Here is a 17,398-nt window from a genome sequence, read left to right on the forward strand (position 1 = left end):
GGACCTCAACCCTGGGTCCGACTGGACCGGGCGGGAACGGCGGGGGTTTTGCGCCTGGGGCCCGCGGCGGTCCCAGCGCGGGGGGCGGACCGTTCCCCCGACCGCGGCGCCCCCGAGGGCCGCGGTCGCGGCAAGCAGGATGCCCGTCTCCGTCCATTGGAACCGCCAGAACCGGTCGACGGGCTGGTAGACGGTGAAGTCCCGGTAGCCCGCGGCCTCGGCGCACGCGTTCTTCCCCAGTCCCCGCGGGCAACCGGGCACCTCGTCCAGTGAATTCATCTCGCGGCCGTCCGGCCCGACTCTGCCCACCTTCACGATCAGCGCCCCCACCGTCGCCGGATCAGGGCCGGTCGTACGTACCGGCTCGGCGTAGTGCGGCCTCAGCAACAGCAAGGCGATCGAAGCCGCGAGGAACACCGCGACCGTGATCGCGATGGCGGGCAAGGTCTTGCGCACGAGCACCCCGGCCGCCGAACCGAGCGCGAAGGCGAACAGCCACCACGCGGCGGGCGCGACCCCGACAGCGCCGAAGTAGGACGTCTCGGCGAAGGACTCCGCCTTGCCGGGGAACATTTCCAGCCACCCGCCGAACATCTGCCCCGAAGCGAGTCCGGCCAGGACCGCGCACCCGGCGAGGACGCCGAACTTGACGCCCAGCCAGCGGCCGCGGCTCACCGACTGCGTCCACGCGAGCTGATGGGTGTTGCGCTCGTATTCCCTTGCCAGCAGCGGCGCGCCCCAGAAGACACCCGCCAGCAAGGGAATGAACGGCACCATCACGACCAGTGGGTAGATCCGCTGGTAGAGGCCCTCCAGCCCCGCGTCGTACTCTCGGCACGGGATGCCGCCTCCATGGCAGTACATCGAGGTCTTGCCGTTCGAAGCGTCGATGGCGGCCTGCCCGGACAGGAGCAGGATCCCGCCGACCACGGCCAGGAACCCCAGGGTGACGAGCAGCTGGGTCCGGTGCTGCCGCCAGGTGAGCCAAAGCAAGAACTTGTGCCTTTCTAGGAGCGGCGTCGGATGGCGAAGGTCGCGGCGACGGCGAGCAGGAGCGAGACGCCCGCCAGGATCGCGGCTTCGGTCCACTGGAAGCGCCAGTACCAGTCCTGGGGCAGGACCTTGAGCGCGGTGATCTCCCCGGCGGCGTCCCTGATCATTTCGAGGACCCGGCCGGTGGGTTCCTTCCCCGTCCCCAGGGTGACGAGTTCCGGTTCGGCGTAGAGGTCGCGGACGTTGGCCACGCCGATCATCAGGCCCACCGTCACCGCGATGGTGACCGCGATGGCGGGCAGGGTCTTGCGGATCAGCGCGCCCGCGGCGGTGCCGAGCACGAACCCGAAGAGCCACCACGCGCCGGGCGCGACCCCGGTCATCGCGAACAGGACCGGATTGTCGAAGCGGCTGGTGAAGGCGGTGTCGCCGCGATCGGTCGGGAAGACCTCGACCCAGCGCTGCATCATCGTGCCGAACGCGAGACCCGCGAGCGTGGCGAGGACGGCGAGGAACCCCAGTTTCACGCCGAGCCAGCGGAACCGTGAGATCGACTGGGTCCAGGCGAGTTTCGTGGTGCCGCGTTCGTATTCGGCCGCGACCAGCGGCGCGCCCCAGAAGACGCCGATCGCCACCGGGACGACCTGGAGCCAGGAGAGATAGGTGTACAGATCCGCGAACAGCTTGGCCGGGTCCGGACTGTCCGCCGCGGCGTTCCCGTTGACCAGCAACAGGATCCCGACGGCGACGAGCAGTCCCGCCGTGATCAGCAGCTGCATCCGGTGCTGGCGGTAAGCGAGCCAGAACATCGTTCCCCCTACGCCGAGGCCAGTGTCGGGCGAGGCAGGCTCGCGGATTCCGGTCGCCGCAGGTAGGCGAGCACGAGCTCCTCCAGGTTCGCCGGCCTCTCGGTCCACTGTGGACCCAGGGGAACCGGTTCGGTGCGGGCGAAGACGGTCGCCTGCCTGCCCGCCCGGGCCTCGTCGACGACAGCGACGCGGGTGGCCAGCGCGTCGGCCTCCTCGACAGGCCCGGAAAGGATGCGGTGCCCGGCGACGAGTTCGTCGATGTCGCCGCTGACCTGGACGCGGCCGCCGTTGAGGACGATCAGCCAGTCGCAGGTGTTCTCCAGATCGGAGACGACGTGCGAGGAGAGCAGGACGGTCATGCCGGTTTCCGCGACCGCCTCCATCAGCCCGCGCATCACCTCGTGACGGGCCAGCGGGTCCAGGTTCGCGAGCGGCTCGTCCAGTACCAGGAGGTCCGGGCGTTTGGCGAGCGCGAGGGTGAGCGCGACCTGCGCGCGCTGCCCGCCGGACAGCTTGCCGACCTTGTGTTTCAAGGGAAGCCCGAGTGAATCGATGCGCTTGTGCGCGAACTCGTCGTCCCAGCCGGGGTTGAGCCGCCTGCCGAACTTGAGCATCTCGGCGATGCTGAAACCGGGGTACAACGGCTTGTCCTGGGCGAGAAACGCGACGGTGCCCTGGATCGAGACCGAGCCGAGGGTCGCGCCGAGCAGCCCGACCGCCAGGTGGAGGAAGGTCGTCTTGCCCGCGCCGTTGGGGCCGACGAGGGCGACGACTCGTCCTTTCGGGACGGACAGGGAGCAGTCGCGCAGCGCCCATTTGCGGTGGTAGCGCTTGCCGAGACCGGTCGCCTCGATCACGGGTTTGTCAGTCATGCCGTTCGCTCCCCTCGAAAGCCGTCGACCACTACCGAGGTGAACAGCGCCTCGACGTCTTCGGAGTCCAGTCCCGATTCCCGCGCGTCGCGGACCCAAGCCCCCAGGCTCTTCCGCAACCGCGTGCGCTCGGCGAACGAAGCGCCTCCGAGCGTCTTCTGGACGAAGGTGCCGAGACCGGGCCTCCCCTCGACGAGCCCTTCGCGCTCCAGCTCGCGGTAGGCCTTGAGGACGGTGTTGGGATTGATCGCCAGTTCGGCGACCACTTCCTTCGCCGTCGGCAGCCGGTCCCCCGGCTCCAGCAGCCCCAGGCGGAGGGCGTTCTTGACCTGCTGGACGAGCTGGACGTACGTCGCGACGCCCGAGCCCTTGTCCAGATGGAAGGTGACCACCGGCAACACCCTTTCACTAATTAAGTAGTGAAAGGGTGCAGGCAGGTGGCCGCTCTTGTCAAATGCCGAAAACCGTGAAGGCCTCCCCGATGGAGTCCATCGAGGAGGCCTTCACGGAAAACCCCAGCCCCAGTCAAGAAGAAGCGCCAGTTCGACGACACGGGGGAAGACGTCGAGCTGGCACTACCCCCAACCCCCACCGCCGTCAGAAGGCGGTGCCTGTGCAAGTTGAAGGTGCCCACCGTCGTACCGGAACCGAATGGGGGGTCCTGCCCGTCTTGTTGGTTGGGCACGGTTCCGGCGACGGGTCCTCGGTGGACACCCCACAAGGATCACGGCGTCCGGATGCAGGGCGCTTGCACTACGCTTGCAGGCTCTGACGAGGTGAGCGGAGGTGGCCGGGTGGAGTTCCGCGTCCTCGGCGCCGTCGAGGCGTGGGCCGGTGGCGATCCGGTCGATCTCGGCTCGCCCAAACAGCGGCTCGTACTGGCTGTTCTGCTGCTGGAGGCGGGCAAACCGGTGCCTCGCGACCGGATCATCGACCTGCTCTGGCCCGAAGAACCGCCGGCGAGTGCCCGGAACACCGTTCAAGCGCTCGTGTCCAGGCTACGCGCGGTGTTCCGCGGCGCGGGCGGGCCGGAGATCGTCTCCGAGGGGACCCGGTACCTGCTCAAGGTCACCCCGGACCAGGTCGACCTGCACCGCTTCACCGGGCTGACCGCCCAAGCCCGCGAGGCCGACGACGAGACCGCCGTGGAACTTCTGGACGAGGCGCTCGGCCTGTGGCGGGGCGAAGCGTTGTCCGACGTCGTGAGCGGCGAGGTCGCCCAGCGGCTCCGCGGTGGCATGAACGAGGAACGCTGGACGGCGCTGGAGGATCGCGCCGACGCGCAGCTGCGGCTCGGCCGCGGCAGGCAGGTCCTCGCGGAGCTGACCGAACTGGTCGCCGCGCATCCCCTGCGGCAGCGGTTCGTCGGGCAGCTCATGCTCGCGCTGCACCGCGAAGGGCGCACCGACGACGCTCTCGAGGCTTTCCGCGCCTTGCGGGGCAGGCTCGGCACCGAACTGGGCCTCGACCCCTCGGCCGAGCTGCGACGGCTGGAAACCGCCATCCTCGCCGCCGATCCCGCCTTGGAACCCACGGCGGCCGCGACCCGGCCGGAGCCGGTCCGCCCGGCGCAGTTGCCGCACGACGTCCGCGGCTTCGCCGGGCGGGCGTCCGAGTTGGAGCGGCTCGACGAGGCGACCCGGCACGCGGGCGAAGGCACCGACATCTGGGTCATCAGCGGGACAGCCGGCGTCGGCAAGACCGCGCTCGCCGTCCGCTGGGCTCACCGCGTCCGCGACGCGTTCCCCGACGGCCAGCTCTACCTCGACCTGCGCGGCTTCGATCCCGACCACGAACCGCTCACCCCGGCCGTCGCGCTCACGCAGCTTCTGCAGGCGCTCGGCACCGCGCCCAAGGCCATCCCGCCGGACACCGACACGCGGGCCGCGCTTCTGCGGTCCCTCCTCGCCGACAGCCGGGTCCTGCTGGTCCTCGACAACGTCCGCGACACCGGCCAGGTGCTGCCGCTCCTGCCGCCGTCGGGCACGGTCCTGGTCACCAGCCGCCAGCGGCTCGGCGACCTCATCGCCCGGACCGGCGCCCGCGCGCTCCCGCTGTCGGTGCTGCCCGCCGAAGACGCGCGGCATCTGCTGGAAGCCGTGCTCGGCAGCGAAACCGTCGCCGCCGAAGCCGTCGCGGCCGCCGAGCTGGCCCGGCTGTGCGGGCACCTCCCGCTCGCCCTCCGGATCGCGGCGGCCAACCTCGGCGCGAGCGGCGAACCCGAGATCGCCGAACTCGCCCGCGAGCTCGCCGGTGGCGACCCGCTGACCGAACTGACCGTCGACGGCGCCGAGGAAAGCGCCGTGACCACGGCGTTCGGCGTCTCGTACCGCGCGCTTCCCGAGGAACACCGGCTGCTGTTCCGGCGGCTCGCGCTCGTCCCCGGGCAGACGTTCACCGCTCCCGCCGCGCAAGCGCTGACCGGTGTCCCGCATTCGAAGGCGAACCAGCAGCTCAAAGCGCTCGCCGCGGCGCACCTGGTCGAGCGCTACACCCCGGGGCGCTACCGGTTCCACGACCTTCTCCGCAGTTTCGCGGCGGGCCGCACGTTGTCGGAGGACACGAAACCCGAACGCGACAGCGCGGAGAGGCGGCTGTTCGAGAGCTACCTGACCACCGCCGACGCCGCGGGCCGCGTCCTCATCCCGCACTTCCTGCGCCTGCCGCGCGAGGAACCGGAAGACAAGCCCTTCGGCGACACCGAAGAGGCTTTGGCCTGGCTGGACGCCGAGTGGCCGAACCTCGCCGCGGCGGTCGAGCAGAGCGCCGAACACGGTCCACCGGAGTTCTCCTGGCACCTCGCCGACGCGCTCCGCGCCTTCTTCCACCAGCGCGGTCACCACGCGGAATGGATCGACACCGCGTCGACGGCGCTCAAGGCCGCCCGACGCAGCGGCGCCGGGCAGGCGCAGGCCGCGATGCATCTGAGCATCGCGCTCGCCTGCGTCAACAGCGGCCGTTACGACGAGGCGCGCGAACACCTGACGAGCGCCTTGCGCGGGGACCTCCTCGACGGCTGGGACGCCGGCCGCGCGGCCGTGCTCAACAACCTGAGCGCGGTGCACCAGCGCCTCGGCGACCCGCAGGAGGCGATCCGCTGCGGGCTGGAATCCCTGCGGCTGTGCGAAGAACTGAACCTGCCGGGGATCTCGATGGCGTTGGCGAACCTCGGGTTCCCGTACTGGCAGACCGGTCAGCTCGACGAGGCACGCGCCAACTTCACCCGCGCGCTGGCGGTCGCCGAACGGGACGGTGCCCGGTTCAGCGTCGCGGTGTTGCTGGTCGACCTCGGCAACGTGCACCGCGACCTCGGTCTTCCCGACGACGCCTACGACTTCTACACCCGCGCGCTCGCCGCCAACCGCGAACTCGGCTACACCTACGGCGAGGCGACGGCGCTGTCCGGCCGGGCCGTGCTCGAAAGCGGGCGCGATCCGAGCGAGCAGAACCGCACCGACGCGCTCGAAGCCGTCGAACTCACCCGCAAGATCGGCGACCGGGGCACCGAAGCCTGGACGCTCGTCGGGCTCGGCGAGGTCTGCCTGCGGCTCGATCTGCCCGAGGAGGCCGCCGAACATCACCGGCTCGCGTTGTCGATCGCCCGGACGACCAGCTTCTTCTGGTGCGAGGCCGCCGCGCGGACCGGGCTCGCGGAAACCCTGCTGCGACTGGGAAAGCACGCCGAAGCCCGGACACACGGCGAACTGGCGCTGGAACTCGCCGCACGGTCCGGCTACCGGCTCGTCGAGGAACGCGCGAAACTGATCCTGGACGAGCTCTAGCCGCGCGCCTTCTCGCCGGACGACCTCACGCTGCCGGCGATCGCCGCCATGATCGCGGTCAGGATCGCGAAGATGACCGTCAGCGCCACGGCAACGCCGTTGCTCTTGTCGAAGCCGAAGATCCACCCGAGGTGGACGCTGAAGGGCGTGCCCCACAGCAGCGGCGCCGCCACGAAGATCGCCAGTACGTAGAGCGCGCAAAGCGCGGACAGGGTCCACGCGCCGGCGATCCGGCGGGCGAACGTGAATCCCGCCGCGACCGCCAGCGCCCCGGCTCCGACGACACCACCGATCAGGTTCTGCACCACCGGGCCGGACACGTGATCGGCCGACTCGGTGGCGTAGACGACGTTGTAGAGCGTGAACCAGACGACCATCCCGACGGTGAGCAGCGCCAGGCTGCCCGCGACCACCGCCGCCGTGGCGTTCACCCTCGGTTTGAGCGGGCGGCCGTACGGAGCGAACTCTGGCTGCGGTGTGTTCGGCTGCATCCGGGCTCCTCGCGCGTTCCGGCGGCGCGAACCGCCCGCCCGTCATGGTCGGCGATCACGTTAGCGAGGGTCTCGCGGTGGCGGTGGGTGTTTGGCAGCAACCTGCCTTCGGGGTGCCCGGACACCCGAAGACGTGACTCGCGTGCTTGAAGCCGGAACTCGCGTGATCCGACACGTGACTCACGTGATCGGAGCCGTGACTCACGTGATCGGAGCCGGAACTCGCGTGCTTGAAGCCGGAACTCACGTGATCAGACAGCGAACTCGCGTGGCTGGAGGGACGACACTCGTGATCAGACGGACGACACTCGTGACGGGATGGACGACACGTGTGTTCCGACGGACGACACACGACTAGCCCCGGCCGCGCTGTCGTCCGGCCAGTCACGCGTGTCGTCCGGCCAGTCACGCGTGCCGTCTGGCCAGTCACACGTGCCGTCCGTCTGAGCACGCGTGTCGTCCATTCAGTCACGCGAAACGGCCGGGTCGGTGCGGTGGTCGTAAGCGTGACTCAGGCTCGGACCTCGTCCACGCGGACCGGGCGGCGTTCGCGCCGGGAGACCTCGCAGGCCTCGGCGATGTAGAACGCCTCCAGTGCGTCCGCCGCTCCGCACGGGCTCGGCACGCGACCGGCGGCGACGTCGAGGAAGGCCTTCAGCTCACTGAGGTACGCGGGCCGGAAGCGCTCCATGAATCCGGGGTAGGCCGGGCCGGGCAACGGCTGAACGCCCGGTTCCACCGAGGTCAGCGGCGCACGATCGTCCAAGCCCACCACGACGTTCCCCGCCGAGCCGAGCACTTCCAGCCGGACGTCGTAACCGGCGCCGTTGTAGCGCGTCAGCGAAACCACCGCCAGCGTCCCGTCGTCGAGCGTCAGGGTCGCGGCCGCGGTGTCGACGTCACCGGCGTCGACGAAGAACTGCTCGCCCTTGTTCGCCCCGATCGCGTAGACCTCGACCACCTCACGGCCGCTGACGAACCGGACGACGTCGAAGTCGTGCACTCCGCAGTCGCGGAACAGGCCACCGGAATGCGCGACGTACTCCGCGGGCGGCGGCGCCGGGTCCAGCGTGGTCGCGCGCAAGGTGTGCAGCCAGCCGAGTTCGCCCGAGGCCACCGCCGCCTGGGCGGCCGCGTAGCCCGCGTCGAACCTGCGCTGGAAACCGATCTGCACCGGGACGTCCGAGCCGGAGATCTTGTCGATCACCGCGAGGGTGCCCGGGATGTCGGCGGCGACCGGCTTCTCGCAGAACACCGGGATCCCCGCGTCGACGGCCTTGAGGATCAGCTCCGGATGCGCGTCCGTCGCCGCCGTGATCACCAGACCGTCCAAAGAGGACGCGAAGAGCGCGGGGATGTCTGCGGCCGCTTCGACGCCGATCTTGGCCGCGGCCGCCCCCGCGCGCCCGGCGTCGACGTCGGCGACGACCACGGACGAAACCTCGTCGAAGCTCTTCAAGGTTTCGGCGTGCGAAGTGCCGATCCGGCCGGTGCCGGCGAGTCCCAACCTCATGTCGTTACCTTTCCAGAGCGGCGGTGGTCGAACGGACCACCAGCGACGGGTGCAGCAGATGCCGGACCGGTTCGGCGCGTTCACCCCGGACCCGTTCGAGCAGCGCTTCGACGGCCAGCCTGCCCATTTCGGTGCGCGGTTGGTCCACAGTGGTCAGTGAGAGGTGCTTCAGCGCGGCCAGCGAGGTGTTGTCGTAGCCGACGACGGAGACGTCTTCGGGGACCCGCAGGCCTGCCTCTTCCAACGCGGAGATCGCGCCGACGGCGTTGAAGTCGTTGCCCGCCAGCAACGCTGTCGGCAATCCCCCGAGGGGAGGCTCGCCGAGCAGTTCGTGCACGGCCTTCTCGCCCGCCGTGTCGGTGTGCTCGCTGCGCACGATGTGCGGGTGCAGCCGATGCCGCCGCATGGCCTGCTGATACCCCCGGCGCCGGGCCGCCGCACCGGCGGCGACCCCACCGTCCAGATGGGCGATCCTCCGGTGCCCCAAGGAGACCAGGTGATCGACGGCGAGCGCGGCCCCCGCTTCGCCGTCGTCGTTCACCGTGTCCACCCCCGGCACACGCGAGGTGCGCGACACCAGGACGACGGGCCCCTGCGCGGCCGCCTCCTCGATCGCCGACGCGGGAACCACGGGAGACAACAGGATCACCCCCGCGGGCCGGAACGACAGCAGACTCTTCAGCGCGGCACGCTCGCGCGCGGGGCTGCGGCCACCGGTGTTGAGGATCAGGTGGAATCCGGCCGCTTCCGCCGCCGCGTCGAGCCCTTCGACGACGTCGGCGAAGAACGCGTTGCGGAGATCGGAGACCATCACCCCGAGCACGGTCGACGTCCGGCTGGCCAACGACCTGGCCATCGCGTGCGGCTCGTAGCCCAGTTCGTGCGCCGCGCACAGCACCCGCGTCCGCCGTTCGTCGGAGACGTTCGGCGCGTTGCGCATCACCAGGGACACGAGCGCACGGGACACCCCCGCTTTCGCGGCGACGTCCTCCATCGTCGGTCGTGCCATTTCATCCTCCCCCTGCCCTTGACTTTGCTGTGACGGACGCTACATGATTAGAGCGCTCTAATCAATAGAGCGCTCCAACCCGATCCCCGCACTCGCCGCAGGAGGCCGCCGATGACAGTGACGACGTCCCGGATCCGAATCGCCGCCGCCCCGATCTCCTGGGGTGTCTGCGAAGTCCCCGGCTGGGGCCGCGTACTCGACGCGGGGACCGTACTGGGCGAGATGGCGGAGCTGGGGATCCGCGCGACCGAACTCGGCCCGCCCGGGTATCTGCCGCGAGCCCCGGCGGAGCTGCGTGAGCTGCTGGGCGGCCACGAACTCGACCTGGTCGGCGGTTTCCTCGCCGTCGTACTGCACGAAAACCCCGGGGCCGCGCTGGCGGAGGCCGAGGAGTCCGCCGCCTTGTTCGCCGCCTGCGGTGGCGGCATGGTCGTGCTCGCCGCCGCGACCGGTCTCGACGGCTACGACGACCGCCCCAGGCTGAGTGACGCCGAATGGGCGACACTGATCGAGACCTCCGGCCGGATCGGGGAGATCGCCGCGCGCCACGGACTCCGCACGGTGCTGCACCCCCACGTCGGGACGCACGCGGAGACCGAGGAAGAGGTCGAGCGTTTCCTCGCCGATTCCGATCTCCCGCTGTGCCTGGACACCGGGCATCTCCTGATCGGCGGGACCGACCCGGTCGAGCTGGCCAAGCGGTATCCCGAACGGGTCGGCCACCTGCACCTCAAGGACGTGCGCGGCGAACTCGCCGAAGACGTCCGTGCCGGGAGGCTTCCCTACGCCGAAGCCGTGGGCGAAGGTCTGTATGTCCCGCTCGGCGACGGGGACGTCGACATCGAAGCGATGGTCAGGTTCGTCGACGAGGCGGGCTATGACGGGTGGTACGTACTGGAACAGGACACCGCGCTGAGCGAGCGGAGCCCGGAAGATCTGCCCAAGCGGGACGTGGCCAGGAGCCTGGCGCATCTCGGCGGAATCGTCAGCCGGCTTCCGGCTGCCAGGTAACGGAAAAGCGAGGAGAGACGACGATGTCCCATCGCTTGAAAGCGGTCTTCGTGCTTGTGGCGGGGCTGCTTGTCCTGTCCGCGTGCACCGGGCCGAAGGCCGAGGAGAAACCCGCCGCGGGCGCGGGCCCGGCGACCACCCAGCCCAGCGGGCCGCTGCGGGTCGCGGTCATCTCGCACGGCACGGCGGGTGACGCGTTCTGGAACGTGGTCAAGAACGGCGCCGAGGAGGCGGGCAGGCAGCTCGGCGTCCAGGTCGAGTACAACTCCGACGGAGACCCCGGCAACCAGGCCAAGCTGATCGACAACGCGGTCGCCCAGCAGGTCGGCGGGCTGGTGGTGTCGATGGCGAACCCGGAGGCGCTCAAGACCTCGATCGAGAACGCGGTCCGCGCCGGGATCCCGGTCATCACCATCAACTCCGGTGAGGACAAGAGCGCGGGCTACGGCGCGCTCACCCACGTCGGGCAGAACGAGACCATAGCCGGCGAGGAGGCCGGGAAGAAGTTCCGGGAACTGGGTAAGAAGAAGCTGCTCTGCGTGGTCCACGAAGCGGGCAACGTCGGGCAGGCCCAGCGCTGTGACGGCGCCAAGGCCGGTTTCGCGGGCGACGTGCAGACCCTGCAGGTCGACATCGGCAACCCGACCGACGCCGAATCCCGGATCAGGGGCGCGGTGCAGACCGACTCCTCCCTCGACGCCGTCCTGACGCTGAACTCGCAGGTCGCCGCGCGGGCGGTGAGCGCGATCAAGGCGGTCGGCTCGCAAGCGCAGGTCGGCACGTTCGACCTCAACACCGACGTGGTCGGCGCGATCAAGGCGGGCGACGTCGTCTTCGCGGTCGATCAGCAGCAGTACGAGCAGGGCTACCTCCCCGTGCAGTTCCTCAAGCTCTACCGGGACAACGCGAACGTCGTCGGCGGCGGGAAACCGGTGCTCACCGGGCCCGACCTGGTCGACAAATCCACTGTGGACACCGTCGGCCAGTACGTGCAAAGGGGCACGCGATGACAACCACCACCCTCGACGAACGCGTCGCCAAGCCGCGGCTGCTGGACAGGCTGGTCGTCCGGCCCGAGATCGGCGCGCTGCTCGGCGCCGTCGTCGTCTTCCTGTTCTTCACCGTCGTCACCGACCAGTTCTTCAGCGGCAGCGGCGTGGCGACCTGGCTGGACGACGCCTCGACACTCGGCATCATGGCGGTCGCCGTGTCGCTGCTGATGATCGGCGGCGAGTTCGATCTGTCGGCGGGCGTGATGACGGCGTCCACCGCGCTGGTCACCGCGACCTTGGCGACGCAGGCGGGCTGGAACGTCTGGCTCGCGCTGTTCGCTTCGCTGGTCTTCTCCCTCGCGGTCGGCGCGTTCAACGGCTGGCTGGTGATGCGCACCGGACTGCCCAGCTTCATCGTCACCCTGGGCACGTTCCTGGCGCTGCAAGGGCTCAACCTCGGCGTCACCCGGCTGGTCACCGGCACCGTCCAGGTCTCCGGGATGCGCTCGACCGACGGCTACGAGTCCGCCGGTTTCGTCTTCGCGTCCACAGTGGACATCGGCGGGACGGCATTCCAGATCTCCATCGTCTGGTGGATAGGGTTCGCCGCGCTGGCGGCCTGGCTGCTGGTCCGGACCAGGCTCGGCAACTGGATCTTCGCCGTCGGTGGCTCCGCGCAGAGTTCGCGCGCGGTCGGGGTGCCGGTGGTGCGCACCAAGATCATGCTGTTCATGACCACCGCGCTCGCCGCGTGGCTGGTCGGCTCGATCAACATCCTGCGGTTCGCGAGCGTCCAGGCGAACCAGGGCATCGGGCTGGAGTTCCAGTACATCATCGCGGCCGTGATCGGCGGCTGTCTGCTGACCGGCGGGTTCGGTTCGGCGATCGGCGCCGCGATCGGCGCGCTGATCTTCGGCATGGCACGGCAGGGCATCGTGTTCGCCCGCTGGGACAGCGACTGGTTCATGCTGTTCCTCGGCGTGATGCTGCTGTCCGCGGTCCTGGTCAACAACGCCTTCCGGCGGCGCGCGGAAAGGGTCCGGCGATGAGTCTTCTCGAGGTCAAGGATGTCGGCAAGACCTACGGCAGCGTGATCGCGCTGCGCGACGTGTCCACCGTGGTCAACGCGGGCGAGGTGACCTGCGTACTCGGCGACAACGGCGCCGGCAAGTCCACCCTGATCAAGATCCTGGCCGGGGTCCACCAGCACGATCGGGGCGAGTTCCTCGTCGAAGGCGAACCGGTCAAGTTCGCGTCACCCCGCGAGGCGCTCGATCGCGGCATCGCGACGGTGTACCAGGACCTGGCGGTGGTGCCGCTGATGAGCGTGTGGCGGAACTTCTTCCTCGGCTCCGAACCGACGGTCGGCTTCGGCCCGTTCCGCGCGCTGGACCGGAAGAAGGGCCGCGAGACGACCAAGAAGGCGTTGTCCGACATGGGCATCGACCTGCGGGACGTCGAACAGCCGGTCGGCACGCTGTCCGGTGGCGAACGGCAGTGCGTCGCCATCGCGCGGGCGGTGCACTTCGGGGCGAAAGTGCTGATCCTCGACGAGCCGACGGCCGCGCTGGGTGTGAAGCAGGCCGGGGTCGTGCTCAAGTACGTCGCGCAGGCTCGTGACCGCGGGCTCGGCGTCGTGCTGATCACGCACAACCCGCATCACGCGTACCCCGTGGCCGATCGCTTCCTGCTCCTCAAACGGGGCGCGCCGCTTGGCGCCTACGAAAAGTCCGGGATCGACCTGGCCGAGCTGACCCGGCAGATGGCGGGCGGCGCGGAACTGGAAGCCCTCGAACACGAATTGCGAGCCGCGGAGTCCTCTTCATGACCGTTCTCGAAGCACTGACCGTCGGCCGGGTCGGGGTGGACCTCTACCCCGAGCAGAGCGGCGTGCCGCTGGCCGGGGTCAGCACCTTCGCCAAGTCTCTCGGCGGCACCGCGACCAACGTCGCGGTCGCCGCCGCGCGGCTCGGCCGCTCGACGTCGGTGCTGACGAAGGTCGGCCCGGACGGCTTCGGGGACTACGTGCGGCAGGCACTGCGCGAGTTCGGCGTCTCTCCCGATCACGTCGGGACGTCGGCCGACTTGCAGACACCGGTGGTGTTCTGCGCGCTGGACCCGCCCGCGGATCCGCCGCTGCTGTTCTACCGGTCCCCCATCGCTCCGGACCTGACCCTCGACGAGGCCGATGTGCCCTGGGACGTCGTGGAAACGGTGCCGCTGCTGTGGGTCACCGGGACCGGCGTCTCCGTCGAACCGGCACGCGGCACCCAGCGCGAGATGCTCCGACGGCGCGGACGCCGCGCGCACACCGTGCTGGACCTCGACTTCCGGCCGATGTTCTGGCCCGATACCGAGACAGCGCGGGAAGAGATCGGCTGGATGCTCGACCACGTCACGGTCGCGGTCGGCAACCGCGCCGAGGCGGAGGTCGCCGTCGGCACGGCGGATCCCGACGAGGCCGCGTCGCGGATGCTGGCCAGGGGTGTCGAGCTAGCGATGATCAAGAAGGGCGCGGAGGGAGTACTCGTGGCCACCGCCGAGGGCCGCTGGACCGTGCCTCCCCAGCGGGTCGAGGTCGTCTGCGGGCTCGGCGCCGGGGACGGTTTCGGTGGCGCGCTGATCCACGGCCTGCTCTCCGGCTGGGATCCGGTGCGCATCGCCACCTACGCCAACGCGGCGGGCGCGCTCGTCGCTTCCCGGCTCGCCTGTGCCGACGCCATGCCCACCGCCGACGAGATCGAGGAGTTGCTGTGAGCAAGCTGCACCGTCCACTCGGGACGCTTTCGGACGGGCGGGACCCGGTCCGGCTCACCCCGGATTCGGCGGGCTGGACCTACAGCGGCCTGAGGGTGCTCTCACTGGCCGCCGGCGAGTCCAGGATCGTGCGCACCGGCGAATACGAAGCGTTCGTGTTGCCGCTGGCCGGGGCGTGCACCGTCCGGGTCGACGGGCAGGTCTTCGCACTCGCCGGCCGCGATTCGGTGTTCACCCGGGTCACGGACTTCGCCTACGTCCCGCGTGACGCCGAAGTCGAGTTGTCGACAGTCGAGGGGATCGAGGTCGCGCTGCCGATGGCGCGCTGCGCACGCCGTCTCGAACCGCGCTACGGACCGGCCGAGAACGTGCCGGTGGAGGTGCGCGGGGCGGGGCAGGCCACGCGGCAGGTCACCAACTTCGGCGTCCCCGGTGTCTGGGACCACGCGGACAAACTGAACGCGTGCGAGCTCATCACCCCCGGTGGCAACTGGTCCTCGTACCCGCCGCACAAGCACGACGAGGCGTCCGAATGCGAGGTCGTCAACGAGGAGATCTACTACTTCCGCGTCGCCGGCCGCGACGGCGTGACGACTTCGCGCGAAGGGTTCGGCCTCCATCGCACGTACACCTCGGACGGCGAACTGGACGAGGACGTCGCGGTCCGGGACGGGGACGTCTTCCTGATCCCACGCGGCTATCACGGACCCTGCGTCGCCGCGCCGGGCTACCCGATGTACTACCTGAACGTCCTGGCTGGGCCGGCCGACGAGCGGTCGATGGCCTTCTGCGACGACCCAGCGCACGGCTGGGTCCGCGAGACCTGGAACGACCAGGAACTCGATCCGCGCTGCCCGGTCACGAGCCACGAAGGACGGGTGTCATGAAGCTGACCACGGCACAGGCCCTGGTGCGCTGGCTGCTCGCGCAACGCTCGGAGACCCTGGACGGGCGGGAAGTCCCGTTGTTCCCCGGGGTGTTCGCGATCTTCGGGCACGGCAACGTCCTCGGTCTCGGAACGGCGCTGGAGGAGCAGCGCGACGAGCTGCCCCTGTGGCGCGGGCAGACCGAGCAGGGCATGGCGCTCGCCGCGGTCGGCTATGCGAAGGCGACGCATCGGCGGCAGGTCGGGGTGGTGACGTCGTCGATCGGGCCCGGCGCGCTGAACATGGTCACCGCGGCCGGGGTCGCGCACGCGAACCGGCTGCCGGTGCTGCTGCTCCCCGGGGACACCTTCATCAGCCGTGCCCCGGATCCGGTGTTGCAGCAGGTGGAGCACTTCGGCGATCCCACGGCCACGGTCAACGACGCCTTCCGCGCGGTGAGCCGGTACTTCGACCGGATCACGCGGCCCGAGCAGCTGCTTTCGACGCTGCCGCAGGTCGCCAGGGTGCTGACCGATCCGGCGGACGCGGGCCCGGTGACACTGGCATTGCCGCAGGACGTCCAGGTGGAGACCTACGACTTCCCGGACTCGCTCTTCGAACCGGTGACCCATCGCCCACCGCGCCCGCGGCCCGATCGCCGGGCGCTCACCGAAGCGGCGGGCGCACTCCGGTCGGCGCGGAAGCCGTTGCTGGTGCTGGGCGGCGGTGTCCGGTACTCAGGCGCGGGCGAGCGTGCGCTGGCCTTCGCCGAGCGGCACGGGATCCCGGTCACGGAAACGACGGCGGGACGCACGCTGGTCCCCCACGGGCATCCGCTGCACGCCGGTCCGCTGGGCGTCACCGGTTCGGCGTCCGCGAACGTCCTGGCCGCCGAGGCGGACGTCGTGCTGGCCGTCGGCACTCGCCTGCAGGACTTCACCACGGCGTCCTGGACGGTGTTCTCGCCCGGCGTCCGGCTGGTCACCCTCAACGCCGCCCGGTTCGACGCGGTGAAGCACGGCGCGCTGGCCGTCGTGGGTGACGCCGACGCGGGGCTCACGGATCTGGCCGCCCAGTTGGAGAGCTGGCGGGTCGATCCCTTGTGGACAGAGCGTGCGGCGGCGGAACGTGGCCGGTGGGACGCGCACATCGACACCCTGCGCGCGGTTTCCGGCGAGGTGCCGACCTACGCCCAGGTCGTCGGCGTGGTCAACGACCTCTCCGAGCCACACGACTACGTGATGACAGCGTCCGGCGGGATGCCGGGGGAACTGATCGGCGGCTGGCGCGGATCGGGTTCGGTCAGCATGGACGTCGAGTACGGGTTCTCGTGCATGGGCTACGAACTCGCGGGCGCGTGGGGCGCGGCGATGGCGCACACCGGCGGCCTGGTCACCACCATGCTCGGTGACGGCTCGTACCTGATGTTGAACTCGGAACTGTTCTCCGCCGCCTTCGCCGGGCATCCGTTCGTCGCGGTGGTCTGCGACAACGACGGCTACGCGGTCATCGCGCGTCTTCAGGAAGGTCAAGGCGGCAAGCCGTTCAACAACTTCCTCGCCGACTGCCGGAGCGCGCACGCCTCGCCACCTCGGGTCGACTTCGCGAAACACGCGGAGTCGCTGGGGTGCGCGGTGTTCACGGCGTCCTCTTTGGACGATGTGCGGGCGGCTTACGCAAAGGCACGCGAAACGGCGGTGTCCGGGAAACGGCCGGCGGTGGTCGTGGTGCGGACCCAGCCCGCCTCGTGGACCGAAGCCGGGGCCTGGTGGGAGGTCGGCGTCCCGGAACACCTTTCCGGCCGGGAGGGCTTCGAGCAGGGCAAGTCGGGGCAGGTGCGTTATGTGAAGGCTTGAACTACGGGTTCAACGACCTCGCCATCAAGTTCCGGCCACAACCAGCGAACGCCGTACTTGCACCCCACGTCGCAACCGGCAGCGACGTGCTCCACGTATCCAACGCTTGTAACTGGCAAGAGTCGTGACGACCCCTCAGCAGGAAGCCGCCAGGAGTCGGCGTCAGGTCTTCCCCCGAATGACCAACACATCGAAGGCGTCAAGGCTGGATCGAATTGGATACGGAAGGTGATCTTAGACGTCGGCCTCAACACGTCCTGTTGGACGGCCGGGCGACAACGCCTTGCCGAGTGGTACCGAACCAAATAGGCAAAGAAGTAGGTATCGCCCGGTCTGACCGTGTGAGCAAAGTATAACCGCCTGCGCCGTCCACCAGTCGGGGCAGGGTAACACTCCTCGAGTGTCCTGCAGTTCGCAATCGGCTGAATCTCCACCTCGGCATCAGGG

The 17,398-nt window shown here is 69.8% G+C and carries 15 protein-coding genes; 8 read left to right on the forward strand and 7 right to left on the reverse strand.

Translation table 11 applies throughout. The annotated features are described in order from the left end of the window. From ACFWMR_RS15455 to ACFWMR_RS15470, 4 genes are all read right to left on the reverse strand, one after another. On the reverse strand, positions 1 to 993 hold a 993-nt coding region (locus tag ACFWMR_RS15455), incomplete at its 3' end, for an ABC transporter permease (protein ID WP_378378823.1). A 14-nt stretch (positions 994 to 1,007) separates the two neighbouring features. Continuing rightward, positions 1,008 to 1,802 carry an ABC transporter permease gene (locus ACFWMR_RS15460; protein WP_378378824.1) on the reverse strand — a complete coding sequence of 265 codons (795 nt, stop codon included), beginning with the start codon at positions 1,800 to 1,802 and terminating at the stop codon, positions 1,008 to 1,010. A gap of 8 nt (positions 1,803 to 1,810) precedes the next feature. Continuing rightward, positions 1,811 to 2,674: an ABC transporter ATP-binding protein gene (locus tag ACFWMR_RS15465; RefSeq protein ID WP_378378825.1), complete on the reverse strand. Its 864-nt coding sequence runs from the start codon at positions 2,672 to 2,674 to the stop codon at positions 1,811 to 1,813. After that, positions 2,671 to 3,066: a GntR family transcriptional regulator gene (locus ACFWMR_RS15470; RefSeq protein WP_093938226.1), complete on the reverse strand. Its 396-nt coding sequence runs from the start codon at positions 3,064 to 3,066 to the stop codon at positions 2,671 to 2,673. Before ACFWMR_RS15470 ends, ACFWMR_RS15465 begins: the two co-directional genes overlap by 4 nt. A 402-nt stretch (positions 3,067 to 3,468) precedes the next feature. On the opposite strand from ACFWMR_RS15470, the gene ACFWMR_RS15475 reads away from it, so the two are divergent. After that, positions 3,469 to 6,456, forward strand: a complete 2,988-nt coding sequence (locus ACFWMR_RS15475) for an AfsR/SARP family transcriptional regulator (protein ID WP_378378826.1) — start codon at positions 3,469 to 3,471, stop codon at positions 6,454 to 6,456. Here the strand turns inward: ACFWMR_RS15475 and ACFWMR_RS15480 are convergent. The 3 genes from ACFWMR_RS15480 to ACFWMR_RS15490 all read right to left on the reverse strand — a co-directional run bounded on the left by ACFWMR_RS15480 (position 6,453) and on the right by ACFWMR_RS15490 (position 9,469). Further along, positions 6,453 to 6,947 carry a hypothetical protein gene (locus ACFWMR_RS15480; RefSeq protein ID WP_378378827.1) on the reverse strand — a complete coding sequence of 165 codons (495 nt, stop codon included), beginning with the start codon at positions 6,945 to 6,947 and terminating at the stop codon, positions 6,453 to 6,455. The genes ACFWMR_RS15475 and ACFWMR_RS15480 overlap by 4 nt on opposite strands. A gap of 511 nt (positions 6,948 to 7,458) precedes the next feature. Then, positions 7,459 to 8,460, reverse strand: coding sequence for a Gfo/Idh/MocA family protein (locus ACFWMR_RS15485; RefSeq protein ID WP_378378828.1), 1,002 nt, complete (start codon positions 8,458 to 8,460; stop codon positions 7,459 to 7,461). Positions 8,461 to 8,464: 4 nt separating this feature from the next. Further along, positions 8,465 to 9,469: a LacI family DNA-binding transcriptional regulator gene (locus ACFWMR_RS15490; protein ID WP_378378829.1), complete on the reverse strand. Its 1,005-nt coding sequence runs from the start codon at positions 9,467 to 9,469 to the stop codon at positions 8,465 to 8,467. Positions 9,470 to 9,580: 111 nt separating this feature from the next. Here ACFWMR_RS15490 and ACFWMR_RS15495 point away from each other — a divergent pair, with 111 nt between their 5' ends. The 7 genes from ACFWMR_RS15495 to iolD are packed head-to-tail and all read left to right on the forward strand — an operon-like array spanning position 9,581 to position 16,951. Further along, complete coding sequence (locus ACFWMR_RS15495; RefSeq protein ID WP_378378830.1) at positions 9,581 to 10,480, forward strand: sugar phosphate isomerase/epimerase family protein; 900 nt, start codon at positions 9,581 to 9,583, stop codon at positions 10,478 to 10,480. Positions 10,481 to 10,503: 23 nt separating this feature from the next. Then, positions 10,504 to 11,490, forward strand: a complete 987-nt coding sequence (locus ACFWMR_RS15500) for a sugar ABC transporter substrate-binding protein (RefSeq protein WP_378378831.1) — start codon at positions 10,504 to 10,506, stop codon at positions 11,488 to 11,490. Beyond that, the gene (locus ACFWMR_RS15505; RefSeq protein WP_378378832.1) at positions 11,487 to 12,521 is read left to right on the forward strand and encodes an ABC transporter permease; all 1,035 of its coding nucleotides are present in this window, start codon (positions 11,487 to 11,489) and stop codon (positions 12,519 to 12,521) included. The genes ACFWMR_RS15500 and ACFWMR_RS15505 overlap by 4 nt, the downstream gene beginning before the upstream one ends. Continuing rightward, positions 12,518 to 13,300, forward strand: a complete 783-nt coding sequence (locus ACFWMR_RS15510) for an ATP-binding cassette domain-containing protein (RefSeq protein WP_093938218.1) — start codon at positions 12,518 to 12,520, stop codon at positions 13,298 to 13,300. Before ACFWMR_RS15505 ends, ACFWMR_RS15510 begins: the two co-directional genes overlap by 4 nt. After that, positions 13,297 to 14,229: a 5-dehydro-2-deoxygluconokinase gene (gene iolC / locus ACFWMR_RS15515; RefSeq protein ID WP_378378833.1), complete on the forward strand. Its 933-nt coding sequence runs from the start codon at positions 13,297 to 13,299 to the stop codon at positions 14,227 to 14,229. The genes ACFWMR_RS15510 and iolC overlap by 4 nt, the downstream gene beginning before the upstream one ends. Further along, positions 14,226 to 15,116 carry a 5-deoxy-glucuronate isomerase gene (iolB, locus tag ACFWMR_RS15520; RefSeq protein WP_378378834.1) on the forward strand — a complete coding sequence of 297 codons (891 nt, stop codon included), beginning with the start codon at positions 14,226 to 14,228 and terminating at the stop codon, positions 15,114 to 15,116. The genes iolC and iolB overlap by 4 nt, the downstream gene beginning before the upstream one ends. Beyond that, positions 15,113 to 16,951 (forward strand): 3D-(3,5/4)-trihydroxycyclohexane-1,2-dione acylhydrolase (decyclizing), encoded by a 1,839-nt coding sequence (iolD, locus tag ACFWMR_RS15525; protein ID WP_378378835.1) that lies wholly within the window; start codon positions 15,113 to 15,115, stop codon positions 16,949 to 16,951. The genes iolB and iolD overlap by 4 nt, the downstream gene beginning before the upstream one ends. Positions 16,952 to 17,398: the final 447 nt, after the last annotated feature.

Source organism: Amycolatopsis thailandensis (assembly GCF_042723255.1).
In the GTDB taxonomy this organism is placed as follows: Bacteria; Actinomycetota; Actinomycetes; order Mycobacteriales; family Pseudonocardiaceae; genus Amycolatopsis; species Amycolatopsis thailandensis.